13 protein-coding genes, 3 tRNA genes and 1 pseudogene are annotated in these 20,907 nt (G+C 55.6%); 6 read left to right on the top strand and 11 right to left on the bottom strand.

The window, feature by feature from the left end; all coding sequences use genetic code 11:
* Nucleotides 1-79 precede the first annotated feature (79 nt).
* Nucleotides 80-1,078 (top strand): bifunctional NUDIX hydrolase/histidine phosphatase family protein, encoded by a 999-nt coding sequence (locus HMPREF1267_RS05910; RefSeq protein WP_023028732.1) that lies wholly within the window; start codon nt 80-82, stop codon nt 1,076-1,078.
* Nucleotides 1,079-1,123: 45 nt separating this feature from the next.
* Here HMPREF1267_RS05910 and HMPREF1267_RS05905 read toward each other — a convergent pair whose 3' ends face one another.
* From HMPREF1267_RS05905 to leuC, 3 genes are read right to left on the bottom strand one after another with little or no spacing between them, the layout of a single operon-like run.
* Nucleotides 1,124-1,909, bottom strand: coding sequence for a hypothetical protein (locus tag HMPREF1267_RS05905; RefSeq protein ID WP_023028731.1), 786 nt, complete (start codon nt 1,907-1,909; stop codon nt 1,124-1,126).
* Between the two features lie 48 nt (nt 1,910-1,957).
* Nucleotides 1,958-2,548, bottom strand: coding sequence for a 3-isopropylmalate dehydratase small subunit (gene leuD / locus HMPREF1267_RS05900; RefSeq protein WP_005282590.1), 591 nt, complete (start codon nt 2,546-2,548; stop codon nt 1,958-1,960).
* A gap of 22 nt (nt 2,549-2,570) precedes the next feature.
* A complete protein-coding gene (gene leuC, locus HMPREF1267_RS05895) occupies nt 2,571-3,992 on the bottom strand; it encodes a 3-isopropylmalate dehydratase large subunit (RefSeq protein WP_023028730.1) in 1,422 nt (473 codons plus the stop codon).
* A gap of 52 nt (nt 3,993-4,044) precedes the next feature.
* On the opposite strand from leuC, the gene HMPREF1267_RS05890 reads away from it, so the two are divergent.
* From HMPREF1267_RS05890 to HMPREF1267_RS05875, 4 genes are all read left to right on the top strand, one after another.
* Nucleotides 4,045-4,728 (top strand): IclR family transcriptional regulator, encoded by a 684-nt coding sequence (locus HMPREF1267_RS05890; RefSeq protein WP_005282586.1) that lies wholly within the window; start codon nt 4,045-4,047, stop codon nt 4,726-4,728.
* Nucleotides 4,729-4,945: 217 nt separating this feature from the next.
* Complete coding sequence (locus HMPREF1267_RS12675; protein ID WP_005282583.1) at nt 4,946-5,239, top strand: hypothetical protein; 294 nt, start codon at nt 4,946-4,948, stop codon at nt 5,237-5,239.
* A gap of 233 nt (nt 5,240-5,472) precedes the next feature.
* On the top strand, nt 5,473-8,145 hold the full coding sequence (locus tag HMPREF1267_RS05880) for a YhgE/Pip domain-containing protein (protein ID WP_023028729.1): 2,673 nt from the start codon (nt 5,473-5,475) through the stop codon (nt 8,143-8,145).
* A complete protein-coding gene (locus HMPREF1267_RS05875; RefSeq protein ID WP_023028728.1) occupies nt 8,142-10,331 on the top strand; it encodes a YhgE/Pip domain-containing protein in 2,190 nt (729 codons plus the stop codon). The genes HMPREF1267_RS05880 and HMPREF1267_RS05875 overlap by 4 nt, the downstream gene beginning before the upstream one ends.
* Before the next feature lie 415 nt (nt 10,332-10,746).
* On the opposite strand, the gene HMPREF1267_RS05870 is transcribed toward HMPREF1267_RS05875, so the two are convergent.
* The 8 genes and pseudogenes from HMPREF1267_RS05870 to gltX all read right to left on the bottom strand — a co-directional run bounded on the left by HMPREF1267_RS05870 (nt 10,747) and on the right by gltX (nt 18,164).
* On the bottom strand, nt 10,747-12,429 hold the full coding sequence (locus HMPREF1267_RS05870; protein WP_023028727.1) for an ATP-dependent helicase: 1,683 nt from the start codon (nt 12,427-12,429) through the stop codon (nt 10,747-10,749).
* 9 nt (nt 12,430-12,438) lie between these two features.
* The gene (locus tag HMPREF1267_RS05865) at nt 12,439-14,262 is read right to left on the bottom strand and encodes an ATP-dependent endonuclease (RefSeq protein WP_023028726.1); all 1,824 of its coding nucleotides are present in this window, start codon (nt 14,260-14,262) and stop codon (nt 12,439-12,441) included.
* On the bottom strand, nt 14,252-14,419 hold the full coding sequence (locus HMPREF1267_RS13570) for a hypothetical protein (protein WP_369707690.1): 168 nt from the start codon (nt 14,417-14,419) through the stop codon (nt 14,252-14,254). The genes HMPREF1267_RS05865 and HMPREF1267_RS13570 overlap by 11 nt, the downstream gene beginning before the upstream one ends.
* A gap of 147 nt (nt 14,420-14,566) precedes the next feature.
* Nucleotides 14,567-15,732: pseudogene (locus HMPREF1267_RS12670) on the bottom strand (IS3 family transposase).
* A gap of 228 nt (nt 15,733-15,960) precedes the next feature.
* Nucleotides 15,961-16,033, bottom strand: a tRNA-Glu gene (locus HMPREF1267_RS05860).
* A gap of 226 nt (nt 16,034-16,259) precedes the next feature.
* A tRNA-Glu gene (locus HMPREF1267_RS05855) sits at nt 16,260-16,332 on the bottom strand.
* Nucleotides 16,333-16,370: 38 nt separating this feature from the next.
* Nucleotides 16,371-16,442 (bottom strand) — tRNA-Gln (locus HMPREF1267_RS05850).
* Between the two features lie 228 nt (nt 16,443-16,670).
* Nucleotides 16,671-18,164, bottom strand: a complete 1,494-nt coding sequence (gltX, locus tag HMPREF1267_RS05845; RefSeq protein ID WP_084539232.1) for a glutamate--tRNA ligase — start codon at nt 18,162-18,164, stop codon at nt 16,671-16,673.
* A 233-nt stretch (nt 18,165-18,397) separates the two neighbouring features.
* Between gltX and HMPREF1267_RS05840 the strand changes: the two genes are divergently transcribed.
* A complete protein-coding gene (locus HMPREF1267_RS05840; RefSeq protein ID WP_023028723.1) occupies nt 18,398-20,878 on the top strand; it encodes a choice-of-anchor M domain-containing protein in 2,481 nt (826 codons plus the stop codon).
* Nucleotides 20,879-20,907: the final 29 nt, after the last annotated feature.

Below are 20,907 nucleotides of genomic sequence, written 5' to 3'. Positions count from 1 at the left end.
GGCAGGGATCTCCCCCGTGGAACAATGATGATGAGGTTAACGCCAATTTTTCACTTACCGAAGAAAGGCACGAAAAGCTATGCCGAGCGCGAAGAAGATGCACGAGACCGATAAAGATAAAAAGTCCGAAAAATTCATTTCCGGCCGGCACCAAGAAATTCCGGTGGATCCAGCCAAGGAATTTCCCCGCACTACCCTTGCCGCCGGTGCCGTCGTCTGGCGCGGCGATCCCGCAAACCCAGAGATCGCACTCATCCACCGCCCGCATTATGATGACTGGTCCCTGCCCAAGGGAAAGGTGGATCCAGGCGAATCCCTGCCCACTACCGCGGCGCGCGAAATTGAGGAGGAAACCGGCTTCCACGTACGCCTGGGCAAGTTGATTGGCAAGGTCACCTACCCCGTGCAGGGGCGCACCAAGGTGGTCTATTACTGGGCGGCGTTCTACCTCAGCGGCACCTATACCCCCAATGATGAGACCGATGAGCTGCGCTGGGTGCCCATTGACCAAGCACAGCAGTTTTTGTCCTATGACGTGGACAACGACGTCGTCTCCAAGGCACAAAAGCGGCTGCAGCTCGCCCCCACAACGCGCCTATTGTACGTTCGCCACGCCCACGCCCACGACCGCAAAAAGTGGGAGGGCGATGACAACCTGCGGCCTTTGGATAAGAAGGGGCGTCGGCAAGCAGAAATGCTCGTGCCCATGCTGGCGGCCTACCACCCCACCGCGATCTATTCCGCTCGCCCGCACCGGTGCCAGCAAACCGCCGCGCCGCTTGCCGACGAACTGGGCAAGGACATCGCCATTAATAAGGACTTTGGCGACGAGGCATGGGAAAAGAACCCGGCGGCCGCCAAGAAGGCTTTCCGCCGCGTAGTTGAAGACGGCGGGGTGCCGGTCATTATCAGCCAGGGACAGACCATCCCCGGCATCATCGAGGATTTGGCGCCGCAATTCCTCAAGAAGCCACAGGAGGAATTGAAGTTTAAAAAGGCCTCGGTGTGGGTCTTGTCCTTCAATAATGGTGAATTAACCGGGGCAGATTATCTTCCTAGCCCCCTGCCGGTGCGCTAGCTGGCTTGGCGCTAGCTGGCTTGAGGCGAGCGAGCCCCCGCCTCCCTAGCCGTGCATGCCGAGGTTGCGGCGCACGAAGAGGGTGGGGGCCAAGGCCATGAGCCCTGGCAGCACGACGATGCCCACCACGGTTGAGCCCAGCGCCATGTAAAGGATGATGAGGACGATGCCCACCAGGAAGGTGGTGCCGATGTTCCTCTTTGCGATATCCGCGGAAAGCTTGAAGCAGGATCCCAGGGATAAGTCGGGGCGCGCTGCCTTGACGGCTGGGACCCACCACCAGAAGAACAGGGCGAAAAGTCCGGGGATTATGAGCAAGACAAAGCCGATGCCGATGACCACGCTGGTCACGAGGTATGCCAGCATGATGCCGCCCATGCCCTTAAAGGTAAAGAAATCTCCGAAAGTTAAGTCCTGGCCGTTGACCTGCTTAGTAGCGGCTTGGTACCAGATGGCGTTTGCCCACAGATAAATAACTAACAGGGCTATTACCCCGAGAATAAGTAACAGCACGCCCAGTACGCCAAGGGAACCGTCTAAGGCTCCCTCGGTCGACGCCTCGATGGAAAGAGATCCGCCACCGGCGGCAAAGACTACGGCGATTACGGCGTAAGCGACAAAAAGGACGACCATCTGCACGAGCGGGGCACAAAGCCACGGCACCCAATTGCGGCCGAAATAGCGGAAGCTATCGCCGATGATGCTGACGGTATCTATACCGCCTGGGGCGGGCGGCTCGCCGGAATATCCCGGCTGCCCATTTGAATAGGGCTGCTGGGAATAGGGATTGTATCCGTCGTGGTCGCGTGAACCGGAATAAGGCGAAGTCATACCGCAGACAATAGTGGATAATCCCGTTTCACGGCTACGGTGCTGCCGCTATTCCGGGTGAACCGCGGGCTTAAAGCTGGCGCGGGAGTTCTCGAAGCTCGTGATCGCCTCTTCATCGCGCAGGGTGATGCCGATGTCATCAAGGCCTTCCATCAGGCGCCAGCGCGTGTAGTCATCGATGTCGAATGAGTAGGTGTTTTCGCCAACCTGAACGGTACGCGCCTCCAGATCGACCGTGACTTGGGTTTCCCCCGCTTCCAGCTGCTTCCAAATAAGCTCGATGTCTTCTTGTTCCATCAACCCGGTAAGCAAACCAGACTTTCCCGAGTTACCGCGGAAGATATCCGCAAAACGGGAAGAGAAGACCGCCTTAAAACCGTATTCGCGCAAGGCCCACACTGCGTGCTCGCGCGAGGAACCGGTGCCGAAGTCGCGGCCGGCGAAGAGAACGGAGCCGTCCTTGAACTGCTCCTGGTTAAGTACGAAGGTGGAATCGGCGCGCCAGTTGGAAAACAGCCCCTCCGCAAAGCCCGTGCGCTTGACCGATTTGAGGTAGCGCGCGGGGATGATTTGATCCGTATCCACGTTGGACGCCCGCAGCGGGACTCCGGTGCCGGTATGGGTGATGAATTTCTCCATTGTTTCAACCTTTCTCGCGTGCTTATTTCAGGTCAGCCGGGCTGGACAGGTATCCGGTGACGGCGGTAGCGGCAGCAACCTGTGGGGAAACGAGGTGGGTTCGCCCGCCAGGGCCCTGCCGGCCTTCAAAGTTGCGGTTGGACGTGGATGCGGAGCGCTCACCTGGTTTCAGTTGGTCGGGGTTCATGCCCAAACACATGGAGCATCCCGCCGTGCGCCACTCTGCGCCGAAGTCTTGGAAAATCCGGTCAAGGCCTTCCTTTTCCGCATCGGCCTTGACCACCGCGGAGGAAGGAACCACGATCATGCGCGTAGTGGAATCGATGGTGCGGCCCTTGACCACCTCAGCGGCGGCGCGCAGGTCCTCGATGCGCGCATTGGTGCACGATCCCACGAAGACGGTGTCGATCTTGATATCGCGCAGTGGGGTGCCTGGTTGCAGGTCCATGTACTCCAATGCCTTTTTCACGGTGGCCTTGGAATTGTCATCGCCAAAGTCTTCTGGATCCGGTACGGTTTCGCCCAGCGGCAGGCCTTGGCCCGGGTTCGTTCCCCAGGTCACGAACGGTGTCAGTGCTGAGCCGTCGATTTCTACGACGCGATCGAATTCGGCGCCATCGTCAGTAGGCAGCGTCTTCCAGTACTCCACCGCAGCATCCCAGTCGGCTCCCTTAGGGGCGAACTCGCGGCCCTTGACGTACTCGAACGTCGTCTCATCGGGCGCAACCATACCGGCACGGGCGCCGGCTTCAATGGACATATTGCAGATGGTCATGCGGGCTTCCATGGACATCTTCCGGATGGCTTCACCGCGGTATTCGATGATGTAGCCTTGGCCGCCGCCGGTGCCGATCTTGGCGATAATGGCAAGGATGAGGTCCTTGGCGGACACGCCTTCCTGCAATTCCCCGGTGACTTCGATGGCCATCGTCTTAAATGGCTTCAAGGACAGCGTCTGGGTGGCCATGACGTGCTCTACTTCTGAGGTTCCAATGCCCATGGCGATGGAACCGAACGCACCGTGGGTAGAGGTATGCGAGTCGCCGCACACAATCGTCATGCCGGGCTGGGTAATGCCCAGCTGTGGGCCCACGGTGTGCACGATGCCTTGCTGCTCATCGCCCATCGCGTGCAACCGCACGCCAAATTCTTCGCAGTTCTTGCGCAAGGTGGAAACTTGGGTCCGCGATACCTCATCCTTAATCTCTAAAAGGTTGCCGGATTTAATCCCCAGCGTCGGCACGTTGTGGTCCTCGGTGGCCAGGTGCAATTCTGGGTGCCGCATAGTGCGACCTTGCAGGCGCAGCCCATCAAAAGCTTGCGGGCTGGTAACTTCGTGCAAAAGTTGAAAGTCAATATAGATAAGGTCTGGTGCACCTACGTCGCCCTCTTGGATAACGTGGTCGCGCCATACTTTTTCAGCCAATGTCAGCTTCTGGTTCATAAACATCACTCCACACTTGAAATCTCATAATTTGGGACGTAGATTTCATTATATGGGAGAGTATAGCGCAGTTTCCGGCATTAAGGTACTAGATCGTGCAATGGCCATCATGATGGCCGCCGCGAACCATCCATCGACCCTTAATGAATTGTGTGAAACCACGGGGCTACCTCGGGCGACGACGCACCGGCTAGCCACCGCACTGGAGGCACACCGCATCCTTGTCCGCACCCCTGAAGGAAAGTGGAAGGCCGGCCCCGCACTTCCCGGCAACCGCGATCACATCCTAGAAGTTGCAGGCCCCATCATGGATCAACTCCTCAACCGCACCGGCGAGTCCATTCAGCTTTATGAGTTCACGGGTACCACCCGCACCTGCATTGCCACCCGCGAACCCACGTCCGGCCTACACAACGTGGTCCCAGTAGGCCGCCAGCTGCCGCTAACCTCAGGCTCTGCAGCCCGCATTATCGCAGGCTATGTGGACTTTCCCCTAGACGCCGCGCAATTCAGCGCTGCCGATGTGGAAACCGCCCGCCGCCAGGGCTATGCAGAATCCATCGAGGAGCGCGAGGCCGGCTTGGCTTCTATTTCCGCTCCCGTCTTTGATTCTTCCGGCGTTTTCCGCGCGGCACTGTCCATCTCCGGGTCCGCCGAGCGCTTCCGCCCCTCACCCGCCAAGAAGTACGCCCACCTGCTTACCTCCGCCGCCCGAGAGCTTTCGGAACTGCTCTAGCTTTACAACCACCTCACCACCACCCCTGGGCCACCCGCTGGCCCAGGGTTTTGTCATGTTTTACCTCCACATACCCCGCTCCTCCGCGGTCTAATGAAAAAATATCGAAAATCTCCCGCGCGCTATTGAAACCGTACTGAAAAAATGATTTAATGAAAACAGAGTGAAAACGAGAAGGACACTCCCCAACCACAAAGCGAAGAAAGGATTCATGACTATGACTCACGCTACCCACACTGAACACGAGCACACCCACGGTGAAGGCTGCGGCCACGTTGCCTTCCCACACGAGGATCACACCGACTTCGTGCACGATGGCCACATCCACCGCGAGCACGAAGGCCACTGGGACGAGTGCGAGACCACTGAGCACGTCGAGGCTGAGCCACACAGCGAGCACACCCACGGCGAAGGCTGCGGCCACGTTGCCGTCCCCCACGGTGACCACGTTGACTACATCCACGACGGCCACCGCCACGCCGCTCACGGCGATCACTACGACGAGCACTAAGCCTCGCCGCCAAGCGCCCCGCAGTGCCCTAGCGCCGCGATAATCCACCGCTTCGATGCATGGATTATCGCGGTGCTTTTCTACGCATTAGCCCAGCGTGAATTAACCTTTTATTAACCCTAGCCGCATTGATGCGCAAAGCACGGTGACTGAGAGGTAACCAAGCTATCAATTTCGCGGAATCTGCCTGCTTGACTATTAGTTAACACCGTTTCGGTGCTACGGTCTTTCGAGTGATTACTAGTTGGAAGCTTTTTCTCCAAGACTTCGTCCGCCTGTGGCGGACGCCGCAAGTCTGGGTGATTCTCATCGGTTTGATGATTACCCCTGCCTTATACTCTTGGGTCAACGTCTCCGGTTTTTGGGATCCCTATGGCAATACCGAACACCTCAAGGTAGCCGTGGTGAATGAGGACAAGGGTGCCTCGTCAGATCTCACCGGCGATATTGACGTCGGCGGGCAGATGATGGAAAAGCTGCACAACAACGACAAACTCGGCTGGCAGTTTATGGACCGCGGCGAAGCCGAGCACGCGGTGAAATCCGGCGATGTTTTTGCCTCCATCATCGTCCCGGAGGATTTTTCTTCTGACTTTGTCAGCCTCTTCGAGGGCACGTACTCTCAACCCACCTTGGAGTATCAGGTCAATGAGAAGATCAATGCCATTGCCCCCAAAGTCACTGACTCCGGTTCTTCTACTCTCGAAACCACGATTAGCGCCACGTTTAATGAAAATGTCGCGAAATCTGTAGCCACCGAGTTGAGGAATTCCGGCGGCGATCTCAGCGATAAGATCAATAGCACCGCGGGCAATACCGCGAATTCCTTCTCAGAGACCGCCGATACCGTGGCCAATTCCCGCAATTCCCTGACAGATGTCACCGCCACTATCGACGATGCTCGCCCCACCATCGCGCAGGCGCGCAAGTCCCTGGGCTCCGTGCAGACCACGATCGATGACGCGCAGCAGGCCTTAAACCAGGTCACCGCCTTGACCGACGAGGTGCAAAAGGAAGTAACCTCCTTCGCTGACGATGCCACCGCCGCTTATATCCAAGGCACGACTGCGCTTGCCGATGGCACCGCGAACGCCAATGCCAATATCGGTTCTGTCACAGGGAAGTTAAACGGCGCCCTTAACCGCGTCGACGCCGCCACCGACGGCGCACAGGGCATTCTCGGTCAAGCCGATAAGGCCATCGACCAATTGGCCGGTGTCGCTGCCCTGCCGGCCCTTCCCCCAGAGGTATCCCAGCAGATCAACCAGTCGGTCTCTGAGCTGCGCGACCGCAATAACCAAAACCGCGCGGTGCTAGGTGAGCTTGATTCCCTCAATAGCGATACCAATGCCACCCTGGATTCGCTGAATAAGACCTCAGAATTGCTCAATTCCATGGCCGCCCAAGCGCGCGATGATTCCCATGGACTCCGCGATAACGTGGCCAACGGCCTGCCTAAGCTCAATTCCGCGCTTTCTAATGTCTCCGCTACCGCCGGACGCCTATCCGCCTCGCTTAACAGCCAGAAGGCGCTGGTTGGGCAAACGGACGGGCTTCTCGGGGGCGTCGACGAGCAGCTGACCCACGCCCAAGAAGTGGTAAAGCGCTTCTCGGTCGACCTGGATCGCGTCGAGGAAGGCCTGCGTTCCGCGCGGACCGATGTCATTGCCTTGAGCAACACGGCCACTAATAACACCGTGCTGAAGTCCGTCAATGGCCTTGATACGGACCACGTATCTTCCTTCCTCTCCTCGCCCGCAGAGATGGAAAGCCACGCGGTCTTCCCCGTTACCCACTACGGCTCCGGCATGTCCTCGCTGTTTATCAACCTCACGCTGTGGATCGGTGCCTTCATGCTCCTGATCATTTTCCGCGCCGAGGTTGACCCGCAGGGCCGCCGGGATCTGACCATCAATAAGGCCTATTTCGCGCGCTTCTTGCTCCTCGGCTTTTTCGCCATTGCCCAGGCGCTAATCGTGTCCATCGGTAACTTGGTCATTGGCGTGGAGCATGTCAGCGCCACCGCTTACGTCCTTACCTCCGTATTCATCAGCCTGTGCTACCTCAGCATTACCTATGGCTTGGTCTCGACATTTGGCCACGTGGGCCGCGGTATCGCGGTGGTCCTCGCCTTCATCCAAATTCCCGGCGCATCGGGCCTGTATCCCATCGAGATGACGCCGGACTTCTTCCGCGCCGTTCACCCCTTCTTGCCGTTTACCTACGGCATCGACGCCATGCGCGAGACCGTGGGTGGGTTCTACGGTACCCATTACATCCGCGATATCGCCGCGCTCACCGGCATGGCGGCTATCGCCTACCTCATGGGCACCTTCTTAAGGCGCGGGTTGTCCAACGTCACCATGCTGGTCAATGACGAGCTGGCCAAGGGCGGGCTCGTCATCAACGAGCAGGTCCACCTCATCGGCAGCCGCTACCGCTTCACCGATCTGTTGTATGCCTCCGCGGACCGCGAGGGGTATCAAAAGAGCTTGGATACCAAGTGGATGACCGCGCGGAAGAATTATTCTCAGTTGATGAAGCTGACCATCGCCATTGGCTTGGCCTTGGTTACCGTGCTCGTTATTTGCTCCCGGTTCATGCCGGATCAAAAGGCGGTCATCTTCGGCATTGCCTGCCTCGTGGCGCTCATTGCGGTCGCGACAATTTGTTCGCTGGAATACGTGAAGCAAAGCATCGCGCACGACAACCGCCTGGCGGATCTGAGCGATGAGGAAATCCAGCAGCACCTTGAGCATCAACGCCGAAACCCCAATCAGTATCGGCTAGAAGATGTGCAATCGGATAAACACGCCGAAATATCTTCTACCCCACAATCGCAGGGCGATACTACAGATAAGCCCGTCGACGGCGGCGAAGAATCCGGAAAGGGAGATAAGTCATGAACAACATCCTGACCATTCTCCGCGATGACCTCAAGGCCATCCGTGGCAACGTAATGACCGCCGTCATCATTTTCGGCCTCGCCATTATCCCGCTGCTTTTTACCACCTTTAACGTGCTCGCCAGCTGGGACCCGTTTGCCAATACCAAACAGCTCAAAATCGCCGTCGCCAGTGAGGATGAGGGCCACCAAAGCGATCTAGCTTCGCTCAAGCTCAACTTGGGCGATGAGGTTTTATCCCAACTTAGCCGCAACGACGAGATTAACTGGGTGCTTACCAATAGCGAGGATGCCGTAGAAGGTACCAAGTCCGGTGAGTACTACGCTGGCATCGTCTTGCCCAAGGATTTCAGCGCCAACCTTCTTACCTTCTATGTGGAAGGCACTGAGCCGAGCAAGCTGAATCTCTATACCAATGAGAAGAAGAATGCGCTGTCGACCACGATTACCCAGCGCAGCGCTACCGGCGTGATCGAAAAGATCGACGAGTCCTTCACCCGCGTCGTGTCCAATGTGGGCCTTGGTGTCATTTCCTCATTGGACCAGTACTTGGATGAGGGTGAAACCCAAGCTGCGCTCAATAACGTGCACCACCGCGTCAACACGGTGCAATCGCGCCTCGATGCGGCCTCAGGCACGGTCATGGCGCTAAGTAATCTGGTTGATTCCACCATTCCACTGACCCGAGCTGCCAATAACATCCTGAATGAGGCGGGAAACCAGGCCTCCAGCACCACGAATGACAACGGCGAGTCCCCCATCGACATCCTCAAATCCACGCTGGATGAGTCCACTGGCTCTTTGGATGCGTCCCTTGCCGCGACCACGCAGAGCTACGAGGTACTGTCCGCGCAAATTGAGGAATTGCTCAACAACGCTAGCGCCACCTCCGCGCAAACCGCTCAGACCTTCCGCACTGCCGCGGACCGCGTGGGACAGCAAACCGCTGCTTTCCAAGGCGTGAAGGACAGCATCCAAAAAGAAGCCGATAAGGTCAATCTTCCCGCCCCCGTGGCGGCGGGATATAAGGCCGTCATGGGGCAGCTCGATGCCAGCATCGCCCAAAGCAATGCGCTGCACGATTCTTTGACCTCAACGGCCAATAACATTGAAAATGGCGGTAAGTCCCAGGACTCCAAGCAGCAAACCCAAGCTGCGATCGCTAGTGCCAAGCAGGCCGTAGAAAACGCCCGCAACTCCTATAACTCCAATCTCAAGCCGCAGCTAGCGGCCCTGGGAGATAGCGTGGGCACGGTGGCCAACGATATCGATGCGGTCAAGCGCGATATCGCGGGCGTCCGCAATACCATCTCCAATGACAACGATGCCCTCGTCCGCGCCCGCGATATGACCGCCGGCCTATCCGGCACCCTGCAGCAGCAGGCGGCCCGCTTTGGTGAGCTCAGCCAAAAGATCGATGAGATCCGCGACGGCGGCGATCTCAGCCAGCTCGCCGATCTCATCGGCGATGATCCCGAGCTACTGGCCTCTCGCATCGCCTCACCGGTCAATGTGGACCGCCAGCCCATCTACGAGGTTGCCGCCTTCGGTGTTGGCATGACGCCGTTCTACCTCACGCTCTCGCTGTGGGTCGGCGCCCTGCTCGCCTGCGTGCTGGTACACACCAACGCCGAGCGCAAGTACTTGAAGAAGAACGAAAACCTCGACAAGAAGGATCACTTCACCAGGAACCAAGTCTTCTTGGGCCGCTTCATCACCTTCGGGCTCATCGGCATCGCCCAATCTACCCTCGTGGTCCTCAGCCTTATTTTCTTCGTGGAGATCGAGCCCGAGCACCCATTCATGATGCTCTTTGCCTCGTGGATAATCACACTGGTGTTTATGTTGATAATCTATTCACTGGTTATCACATTCGATAGCGCAGGCAAGGCCCTCGCGGTGCTGCTCTTGGTTATCCAAGTCTCCGGTTCCGGCGGCGCCTATCCCCTGCCGCTGCTTCCAGAGTGGTTCCAAAATGTCAGCCCGTGGCTGCCGGCCACCTACGGCATCGACGCATTCCGCAGCGCCATCGCCGGCATTTATGAGGCCGATATCCTCCGCGAGCTCGGCATGCTCCTCCTCTTCGCCATCCCGGCGCTCATCCTCGGCCTGTTCTTGCGTCCCGCCATGGATAACTATCACAAGCGCCTCCAGAAGGCGATTAAGAAGACGAAGGTCATGGCCTAGCCACACACCTACACACAACGCCCAGTGCAGCCTGAGAGGCTCGCTGGGCGTTCTTTTTGCAGTGGTGTGGAGCCCATGCCCCTCCCTTTGCGCTCACGGTGGCGCACCCCCGCTCCAGTTCTCGCTGAGCCGGTGAGCGCGAAGGGCGGGCTGCGGCTAAAGCAGACGCTTTCCGATGCCCCTTCCTCGCCCACCGTGCTTCCGCAACGTGGCCGTTCAAAGGGAGTCATCTACAACCATCGGAGCCGGCACGAGGCTTACCACGGGTTACAGATACACCACACCAGTGGACGCAACCACCCCGGTCGAAGTGGAGACCGATTTTTGGAAGCAGAACCCGCCGCAAGTAATAATAGAAATCAAGGCAAATGCCTAGGAACAAAACTAGGGGCACTTCACGCAAATGGGCGGCAAACTACCCAGACACCGCAAGAGGAACGTCATCTCTCTCTAGGATTTGCTTCACGTCTTCTCTGTGTTTCTTGTGCACGGCAAGAATGAGTAATCGTTTAGCCCTCGATGCGCCTACATAAAGGACTCTTCTCGCTTCAGAGCCTTTTCCTTCTTTCCAGTCACGAATGGTGTCTCTCGTCCGGCTGTCGTGTGGAATGACTAGGACGACTGAGTTTGCCTCCAACCCTTTGAAACCGTGAACTGTTGAATGCTCATATTGATGCTTGGCTGCCGGTGTACCAACCCAGGGCCAGACATCGGCCTTTGGTGTCTTCATACGGCCACGATCGAGCGAAATCCCGACTCCTTCTGCAGCCTGGATAAGTTTCTTTCTGTACGTGCTGCTGGACTGCTCTGAAGGATTTCCTACTGTCACAACGAGCCTCAAACACAGTTCATGGTACGAACTCTTGCTCAGCCTGAGATTCTCAAGATAATCCTCTTCCTCAGCTGTAGACAGCTGCTTGTCGGGATTCAGCCGCTGCAGCAAAATTCCGGTTTCTCGGAGCGCTTTAGTCCTTTTCGCCGAAGTCGAAGAAGAGTCCAAGAGCAGACTGGATGCCTTCGCTAGCGCTACAATTTTATTTTTTGACGACTTACCTTTGCTACGACCACCAGCAGCGAGGGCTGCATTATTTGTGCTGTGCGCCAGAAATACCGGTTTCTCCAATTCCGGGTATTGATCAATCACTCGCTCGACCAATGGTCCGATCTCCGAGAGATGTTGGTAACCGATGAGATGAACGGGAGCATCGTAGGTCGAGACCTCTCCCCCTGAAGTGTCGCGGGTCGACCCCGCACGTAAACTATTCACGACTTTGCAAATAGCCGGGGAGCTACGAAAATTTGTATCGATACGGGGCTGAGGATCCGTCGACTGCAAGAAATTGCTAACTTCTGGCGCCGAGGTACCTCTAAACTCGTAGATGGACTGGTCTAGGTCTCCGACAGAAATAAGACGAATTCCCGCATCTCTCAGAGACTTTAGTACCAGAAGATCGACGGAGTTGCAGTCTTGAACTTCGTCGACAATAACCTCCTCAAATCGTTTAGCTAGTAGCTCTACTATTCCGTACTTGTTTTCTTCAATCTCTGTTCTCGCCAAGAGTCTCGCTGTGTCCGCATCGAGGTGCCCTGACCTAACAAATTGCGTCCATTTGGTATACGCCTGCGACTCCAACTCGCAAATTTGAGACTGTGAATAGCCTTGAATGTGTCTTTTCCGCAGCTTTGCCCGATCATTGTCGAATTGAAAGTGATCTAAAGGCACTGGACACCGGCCTTTTATCACCACATCAGCCGAGTCAAAACTGCTCCAAGAATCCCAAAACTTAGGAGCTTTGCCGTATTCCGCTTTGTAGAATGGCGTAACAAAAAACCTATTGATAAAACTATCGATAGTACCAACGAAGTTCGGTGCTTGAAGTAGTTTGGGTTTGTGGGCGCATCTCCTCTGTACTTCCTCGGCAGCGGCGTTAGTAAAGGTAACCAAGGCGGTACCGCACCGCGAGTCTTCCGAGTCAGCACGCCTTGCAAACCGTTCAACGATGGTTTGCGTCTTACCTGCACCCGGACATGCCTCAAAGAAGCCGCCAGACTCCGACTCGATTAACGACTTTTGCGACGATGTGAACTCGAGACTCATACTTCATCCTCAGTCTTCAGCTGCTGCCTCGATCGTTTCTTTGAGCTGAGTTGGACATTTGAAAACCACTCCAGGCTCAGCGATAGCGAGAGCGATGTCATGAGCAAACTGCCCCTTACTTATATCCAAGCCATCGGCGCCCTTCTTGGATTGAAGTCTGCGGTACATCTCCCTGCCTGGTTCTTGCGCATCTTGGATTGCATCCCACTTGCAATGTGACTTCGGGTGCTGTTGTAAGAATGCTTTCCTGAGGAGTTGGGCGTTCTCACTCGCACCGGTTAAAAGGGTGGCTTCCAAGGTATATTCTGTTGTCTTCACCGTTAGGATGTCTTCGGCCTTCAACTTCGTAGCAATGCTCTCGAGTTCCTCGGCTCTGTTAAAACTCTTAGCCTCTGAACCTTCAAGAGTTGGGTCTTCATCTGTAAGTACAACCACCTTGTCTGCGATATGCATCCCTTCGCCGAAGTCATACAAGAGCAGTGTCAGATACGGGCGAAAGTCAACCGATCCAAGATTAACGATCGGCGTGGCGTTGAAGCGGCGAAGCCGTTTTAACTGTTCAGGGTCGCTTCTATCGAACACGCAGTGCCTAGCAAGCGCGGGGAGCAACACTGCCTCAGAAATTCCCTCGACTAGGATAACCCTCTGAGTAAACAGGAGATCAGACCGAGTCACGTCCAAGTATTGATCGATTTTCCGACGATCGTTGTCGTTTGCGAATTCTATCTGCTTCAGCGCAAGCGCGACTGAGCTCCTTCGATTATCGCGTTTAGCTGACCGAATAACGACAGTCCTTTCGATACCAACCGAGCTGGCCAAGTTGGGAGAATGAGTCGTCGTGATAACCTGAATTCGACCTGCGGGACGTCCCTCTTTCGCCGATTTTACGGACTCTTCGGCTTGCTCGAGGAGGAAATCAAGCAGAACACCTTGGAGCTGCGGATGTAAATGCGCTTCCGGCTCCTCCACTAAGAGAAGGGTGAGCTCTGATTGGTTTGCCTCTTGCAGCTCAAGCAAAATTGTCGACATGAATAATAGGTTGGCATAGCCCAATCCGGACGATGCGAGATTAGTTACATCTATCCCTTTCTCCGCCATCTTGAGGCGCAAACCTCGTGCAAGATGATCGAGCGAAGGCTTCTCAAAGCCAAGCGCTACCTGTTGCCCTCGGACAGCATCGGTAAGAGAAGAAAGGTGTTCCTGAATCTTCTTACTTACCCCTTGGATTGCACCACTTCCGGAAAGCTGCTCGGTGGCAGTATGGGCACTTTGCAGGAATTCCTCACGCTCCTTCTCATCAAGCAAGTAGCGTAAGACAGACCCCAAGCGCCGCCCGTTGGCAGAATCCAACTCACGCTTCGCATCACGCAGTGGCTCGAGGTACACATGGTTGATCTTCGAGCGCACCTCCGATTCAGGATCGGGTGACGCAACGAGTCCTGCCAAGCGTTCTGTCCGACCCCGCGGGTACCGATCTGTCGGTGAAAAATAGCGAACATGATGGTGAATCTTCTTGCTTTGTAGGTCCAAAGCTCCGATGAATAATGCCTGCTGGAATTCGTCCCCTTCTGTATAAACAAGCTCGATGTCTGGGTTGACCCCAGCTCCGAATGAAGGGTCATCAATCTCGAAGAACCTCGTTCGTCTTCCACTCAGTGGAGCCGTTGCTAGGCGAAGCGCATCGATGATGTTAGATTTACCCGCGTTGTTTTCACCGACCAAAAGGGTAAGATCGGGACAAAATTCCACCTCCGTTTTCTCGCAAGACCTAAACCCCTTAATCCGAGCACTCTCCAACCACATACCCTTAGCAGCATCGGCATCAGTCAACATTGTTTTCACTCCAATCTTTCGCCGCTTCAAAGGCTCCGTTTAACTCACCATCTCTAACAGCCCAATCCGCCAGATGTCGATCGGTCACCCTTTTAATCCTATAGCCGTGATTTCTAGCAATCAGATGTGGCAGTTCGTGGCCCATTATGTATTCCAAACTTCGGAGGGTTCAGTAATCTAGACGGTCTAAATCGTCTTCATATTTTCGGCTTTTCCGGTGACGATTAATGTAATTAAAGCCGTTAACTTTCAAGTGCCCCTAGGCTGGGACCTGCCTCCGGAAAGTCGACGCGTCGGGGGTTAGCTATGCTGCTTTAGTCAGTGTAGCTGAAGTCTCGTCTTCAAAGACATCCGGCGCTACAAGATTGCACCAGGAGTACCGCCGGCGCGTGTTATAGCGCATGCACCACCAGAAGACTTCCCGGCGGCAGGAGATCGGACTGTCAAAAACTTTCCTATCACGCAAGACTTCCCGCTTTAACGTGGCGTTAAACGATTCTGCTAGGGCTTCTATCAGCACTCGTTCCTACCGCGCCCATGGATTGGCGCACACCCAACGACGAGCAATAGTTCCTAAAGGCTTGTGAGGTGTACACACTGCCGTGATCGGAATGGAATACAGCCCCGTCAAGACTGCCACGCACACCATGTGCGTGGGCTAGGGCATCGATGACCAGTGAGCCCCGCATGTGGTCTGCGAGTGCATACCCTGCAAGTTTGCGTGAATGAAGTGTCAATGACTGTGGCCAAATACATGTTCTTGCCACCCTTACAGGGCAGGTAGGTAATATCGCCGACATAGACGCGGTTCGGCTCGTTGGCTGTGAATAAGCGGGCCTAGTAAATCTGGCATGACGCGGTGGCCAGGCTTACGCCTGGTAGTGATGCATCGACGCCGTTTTGTAAAGCCTTTAAGCCCCATGGCTTTCATAATTCGTGCGACCTTCTTGTGATTGACCGGGGTATACGCCGTGTCCTCGTTCAGGCTTGCAGCGATGCGTTTAGCACCATAAAGACCAAGCTCATCATCAAAGATGGTTGCGATCCTCGCACCAATAACGGCATCAGAATACATCTCTTATCCTGCGCTTTTTACGAGTTTGGGCCCATTTGTAAAATGAGGAACGATTCAGCTTTAACACATGGCACATCCGTGTGAGCCGAGTATTCGGTTCGGTGGTCATAGACAAACTGGAAGCAGAACTCCAGTGAGTTGCTTTAAGCAAAATATTTAGCGGCCTTGCGCAGGATGTCACGTTCTTCGCGCAGTTTTGCGTTTTCTTTTTCTAACTGGCGGATCCGTCTCACGAATCATTCGCTGCTTGGGCTTTATCCTGCAGGGGCTTTTATGCGGGCACGTTTGCCGGTGCCGTACTTGGTGATCCAAGAATGCAGCGAGGCACGGTTGATACCGAGCTCGGCTGATGCTGAGTTCAGTGAGAGGTCCTCATTGTTTTCGTAGAGGGCCACGGCATCGCGTTTGAACTGTTCTCAGTACCTGGACATGGTGGTAGATTACCTTTCTTTCCAGCCCGACTGGGCCGGATATCAGGTGTCCACCAAACAGGGTCAGATCCCACCACAAAAAGTAGTCTATCCCGACACGCCACAAACAACGCACTTTGTCGTTTAGACCATTTAGGCAGCAAATGGCAAAAGAAAAGGCTGCGGGCGGTGAAGCTCGCAGCCATTAATATGTACCCCGTACGGGATTTGAACCCGTGTTACCGGCGTGAGAGGCCGGCGTCCTAGGCCGCTAGACGAACGGGGCTCGTTCGCGCGTAGCAGGCAAATCAAAAGCTGTATTGCTTAAAGCTTGCTTGCTGCGGACTCGTTAAACAGTAAACGATGGGTAAACACAATACAAATCAGCAGATAGTAAGGAAATTCGCACCAGTAAATCCCCCAGTTAAGACCCACTTTGGTCCCGATTAAGCCGCAAGCGCACATACGAAAAATTCCTCCAGCCACAATGGTTGGAGGAATCATTTTATTTGTACCCCGTACGGGATTCGAACCCGTGTTACCGGCGTGAGAGGCCGGCGTCCTAGGCCTCTAGACGAACGGGGCATAGAACTAGTGAGCCTGCTTTAAAAGCATTTTCACTGCTGGCCTACCAGGACTCGAACCTAGAATGGCGGTACCAGAAACCGCTGTGTTGCCAATTACACCATAGGCCATTTGCTCACTCGCTTGGAACCGCACCGTTACCGGCTGCGCCCCCTTGCTCGCTGCAACGTGTTATAACTATAATGATCGTTGCCCAATGCGCCAAATCGCCAGCACAACCGGCATTTTTAGGCGTTTTCTTAGAGATAAAATAAAGCGGCGGATGACATCTGTGTAAGTTCGATGTTCATCCGCCGCTTTAGTGGGCTTTCTCCGTCAGGCTTCGGACGGTTCCGGTATTACTCGGCGGCCGGAACGTACGGAGTTGCCTCGCGGGCAGCGCGCAGGCGCGCCAAGGTGGACTCCTTACCCAGAAGCTCCATGGACTCAAAGAGCGGCGGCGACACCTGAGCGCCGGAGATGGCTACACGCAGCGCGCCGTAGGCCTTGCGCGGCTTAAGCTCTAGATCCTCGATGAGCGCCTTGGACAGCGCTGCCTCGATAGCGTCGGTCTTCCACTCCTCTACCGCTTCAAGGGTGTCAATGCCCACCTCAAGCGGCTGGACGGCGTCCTCCTTCAGGTTCTTCTTGGCCGCCTTTTCATCCAGGGTGAGCTCAGCATCGGGGGTGATAAGGAAGCTGAGTAACCCGTAGGCATCGGCAAGTGTCTTAATGCGCGTTTGCACCAGGTCCGCGGCGAAGGCGAATTTCTCGCCGTCATAATCGGCCGGGAAGTCGGTGTATTCCGTTAGGTAGTTGCGCAGACGGAAGGCAAATTCCTCGGGTTCGAGCAGGCGAATGTGATCGGCGTTGATCGCCTCGAGCTTCTTCTGATCAAAGCGCGCAGGGTTGCCCAGAACATCATTGACATCGAAGTTCTCAATTAGCTCGTCCATGCTGAAGATGTCCTGATCCGCAGACAAAGACCAGCCCAACAGCGACAGGTAGTTGAGCATGCCCTCTGGGATGATGCCGTTATCGCGGTGGTTGAAGAGGTTGGACTGTGGGTCGCGCTTGGACAGCTTTTTCTTCCCCTCGCCCATCACGAAGGGAAGGTGTCCAAACTCTGGGGTAAATTCCGCGATGCCAATTTCCTTCAGCACCTCATACATGGCCAGCTGGCGCGGGGTGGACGAGAGCAGGTCCTCACCGCGTAGCACGTGGGTAATCCGCATCAGCGCGTCATCCACTGGGTTGACCAGGGTGTAGAGCGGGGCGCCGTTGGAGCGCGCCACCACATAGTCAGGCTGCGTTTCGGACTTGAAGGACATCTCACCGCGTACAAGGTCGGTCCAGGACCAATCCTTGTCCGGCATGCGCAGGCGCCAGACGGGCTTGCGGCCTTCCGCCTCAAAGGCGTCAATCTGTTCCCGAGTAAGGTCACGGTCGTAGTTGTCGTACCCCAGCTTCGGGTCACGGCCTGCAGCCCGGTGGCGCTCTTCTACCTCTTCCGCGGTGGAATAAGCGGGATAGACATGTCCGGCATCGATAAGCTTTTTGAGCACATCTTTATAAATGTCCATGCGCTGGGACTGCCGGTACGGTTCATGCGGGCCGCCTACATTAACGCCCTCGTCCCAGCCCAATCCGAGCCAGGTCAAGGAATCAATGATGGCCTGATAGGACTCTTCCGAGTCGCGGGCAGCATCGGTATCTTCGATGCGGAAAACCAACTTTCCGCCGGTGTGGCGGGCATAGGCCCAGTTGAACAGGGCCGTACGCACCATGCCAACGTGCGGGGTACCAGTGGGAGAAGGGCAAAATCTAACGCGAACTTCAGTCATGGCCACCATCGTAGTGGAGCCGCGGGACACAGTCCGCACCAGCCCAAACCAGCACCTCACTCACATACCTAAAAGTGTGCACCCATCTATATGGACACACACAAAAGGGGGTAGACGATAACGGTATTCATTATAAACCCACAGGTAAACGGGAACCGGTTTCAGTTGATTATCTAGTAATAGGAATCATTTTCTATAGTTTCGGAGTGAACTACTGACAACTGCAGAAAGGTAACGCGCTGGTGGCTTCTCCTCGTATCCGCTTCATGGCCGCGCTCAGCACAATCGCGCTGATTACCCCGGCTACCGCCTACGCCGGTCCAGACGATGGCAAAAACATCGCGACCCAAACCCACGTCGACTCCCCCAAGAGCTTTTGGGAAAACGACAACTTCCTGCTGAAATCCGAATTTTCCGGTCAAACCCCGCTTATCGATGACACCGTTGCCTGGGTAGGCAAAGGCTATTCCCGCGAAGACGAAGACGGTAAGCGCCACCAGAACTTTATGTATTCCCTGCCCCAAAACGGTACGCAGGATTACATCGGCGACCCAGGCACCACGTACTACACTGCCCCGTACCAAGCCTCCGCCAACCAAGAGCCCATCTGGATCGGTTTCGGTGCAGACACTGGGCTTCCTGTGAAAGGTTTCCGCGATAACATCGCCTTTCTCGATCTTTTAAGCGTGGATGGCCCAGGTGACGTGGAGCTTTTTACCAATAAGGACGATAAGGACGGCGCCGAGCTCCATCGCATGCTGGGCTCCTTCCAAGGCTCGCCGCACTCTACGTATCTCAACGCCGGTACCCATACCCATAACGCCACGCTCTTTACCAAGCCCGGCCGTTATCGCTTGACCTTTCGCACCACCGCGCGCACGGCGGATGGGCAACTCGTGGCCAGTGAGCCGCAGACCACCAGCTACCAAGTGGGTGGTCAAAAGCCAAAGGACGAGAAGACCCCCAGCCTCAAGGAACGTTTCGAGAACTCCTCCTCCGGTGATGCGGCCTCTGCTGGCTACAGCCTGAAAATGGATAAGAAGCAGAACTTGGAGAACGACGGTGATGATAAGCTCACCACCATTTCCTTCGATGCAAAAAACAAGGCATCCGGCACGCTTACACTGCTTATCGATGGCTACTTCCTCACCGATCTGCCCGTCACCGACGGCCACGCCGACTGGGATGAGTACATGGGCCCAGAATCCTCTAATATCCAGGCCGTCTTTACCCCAGAAGGCGATGCCCCGCGCTGGATCTCGCAGCAGGTGAAATTTACCCCCGGCTCTCCCGTCCACACTGATTCTTCCACTACCGAAGAGAAGTGGGAAGAAACCGAGAATCCGCGCCAGCTGGCTCCTACCGAAGAGGTAACGCTGCAAGAAACCGGCTATACGGTGCGGATGCGCAAACAGGGTGAAGAAGGAACCAAAATTATCATCGACATGGATGATAAAAACTTCAGCGGCGTAATGACAGGTGGCCTTTACAACCGCAAGGACCTCGAAAAACCCGATGGCCCGGTGGAAGCTCCGATTACCAAGGGGCACGGAGAAGCTACTATTACCAACAGTAAATACTTTGAGAACACGATTGCCAAAGTAAACGTCTTCCCGCACTCCACCGTCAAGGTCGGCCACGGCAGTACGGTGCTAGCCGAGCCCTTCGAATTCGGTGAAAACTACGAAGCGACAGGCGAGCTTTCTACCAGCGCAGATGAAAGTTCCGCGACCCCAGGCGAAAAGCCTGGGGCTGGCGATTCACCCGCGCCCAGCGATACGCCTGCGCCCGGCGATACGCCCGCCCCATCTCAACCGCCACAGGACGAGGAAGCTCAGCGCTGCAGCGAAAAGCAGGTACTTGACCGTGGGCACGTCGATATCAAGGCGCTTCCTACTGACGATGGCTTCCGCACCGTCCTTCGTGATGACACAGGACAAATTGATAAGAACTCGGTAGACCGCTCGCTGGATGACGTAGTGCTTGGCGTGCACAATAACGCGCTTACTCCTCGCGGCCAGCAGCTGGGTGATAAGAAATTCGACTTCCTTGGCAATATCGGTGACCGCTTCTACCACCTGCCACAAACGCAGAACCAAGCCATCATCTGGCCGGGGTATAACACCGAAAAATTGGACTACTCCAAGATGAAAGATGGCAAAGTCAATTTGAACCTCAAGCCCAAGCACACGCCAGAGGGCGCTGAATGGGGCGCATATATCGATAAGGCCAGGGGTGTCGGATATGACATCCTTGCCAATTCTGCGGAAAACGACCACACGATCGAGACCACTTTCGCATCGCATAGGCATACCCATTGGGCTTTTACCAAGCCAGGAATCTACACGTTCGAGGCAACCTATACGGCAACTACCACCGATGGCAAAGAACTTGCATCCGAGCCACAGACGTTGACCTTTGCCATTGGTGATGACGCGGTGAAGTCTTGTTCTACGCATGCGCCATCCGATGCCCCATCGGATAAGCCTTCCGAGAAGCCGTCCGACAAGCCTTCGGACTCGGCAAAGCCATCCAAGCCCTCGAAACCTTCCAAGCCATCGAAGCCTTCTGAGCCGTCCAAGCCGTCTGCTCCTGCAAGCAACTCGTTTAATCCTTGGGCCTTGGTCTTGCCGGCGGTCCTTGGCATCACCTTCAAGGCCTTCTACAACTTCTTCCGCGACAACCAAGATCTCATTCGTGAGCGCTTTGGCTGGCGCATCTAATAACTAATCCGCAGCTAATGGGAACCCCA

The organism is Corynebacterium sp. KPL1824 (genome assembly GCF_000478095.1).
Taxonomy (GTDB): Bacteria; Actinomycetota; Actinomycetes; order Mycobacteriales; family Mycobacteriaceae; genus Corynebacterium; species Corynebacterium accolens.
The sequence above is the reverse complement of the archived record's forward strand: the minus strand, read 5'-3'. Positions and strand labels throughout refer to the sequence as shown.

Excerpts from the sequence above, each read along its gene's own strand:
- HMPREF1267_RS05910 (WP_023028732.1), top strand. The coding sequence starts at position 80 with ATGCCGAGCGCGAAGAAGATGCACGAGACCGATAAAGATAAAAAGTCC.
- HMPREF1267_RS05905 (WP_023028731.1), bottom strand. The coding sequence starts at position 1,909 with ATGACTTCGCCTTATTCCGGTTCACGCGACCACGACGGATACAATCCC.
- leuD (WP_005282590.1), bottom strand. The coding sequence starts at position 2,548 with ATGGAGAAATTCATCACCCATACCGGCACCGGAGTCCCGCTGCGGGCG.
- leuC (WP_023028730.1), bottom strand. The coding sequence starts at position 3,992 with ATGAACCAGAAGCTGACATTGGCTGAAAAAGTATGGCGCGACCACGTT.
- HMPREF1267_RS05890 (WP_005282586.1), top strand. The coding sequence starts at position 4,045 with ATGGGAGAGTATAGCGCAGTTTCCGGCATTAAGGTACTAGATCGTGCA.
- HMPREF1267_RS12675 (WP_005282583.1), top strand. The coding sequence starts at position 4,946 with ATGACTCACGCTACCCACACTGAACACGAGCACACCCACGGTGAAGGC.
- HMPREF1267_RS05875 (WP_023028728.1), top strand. The coding sequence starts at position 8,142 with ATGAACAACATCCTGACCATTCTCCGCGATGACCTCAAGGCCATCCGT.
- HMPREF1267_RS05870 (WP_023028727.1), bottom strand. The coding sequence starts at position 12,429 with ATGAGTCTCGAGTTCACATCGTCGCAAAAGTCGTTAATCGAGTCGGAG.
- HMPREF1267_RS05865 (WP_023028726.1), bottom strand. The coding sequence starts at position 14,262 with ATGTTGACTGATGCCGATGCTGCTAAGGGTATGTGGTTGGAGAGTGCT.
- gltX (WP_084539232.1), bottom strand. The coding sequence starts at position 18,164 with ATGGTGGCCATGACTGAAGTTCGCGTTAGATTTTGCCCTTCTCCCACT.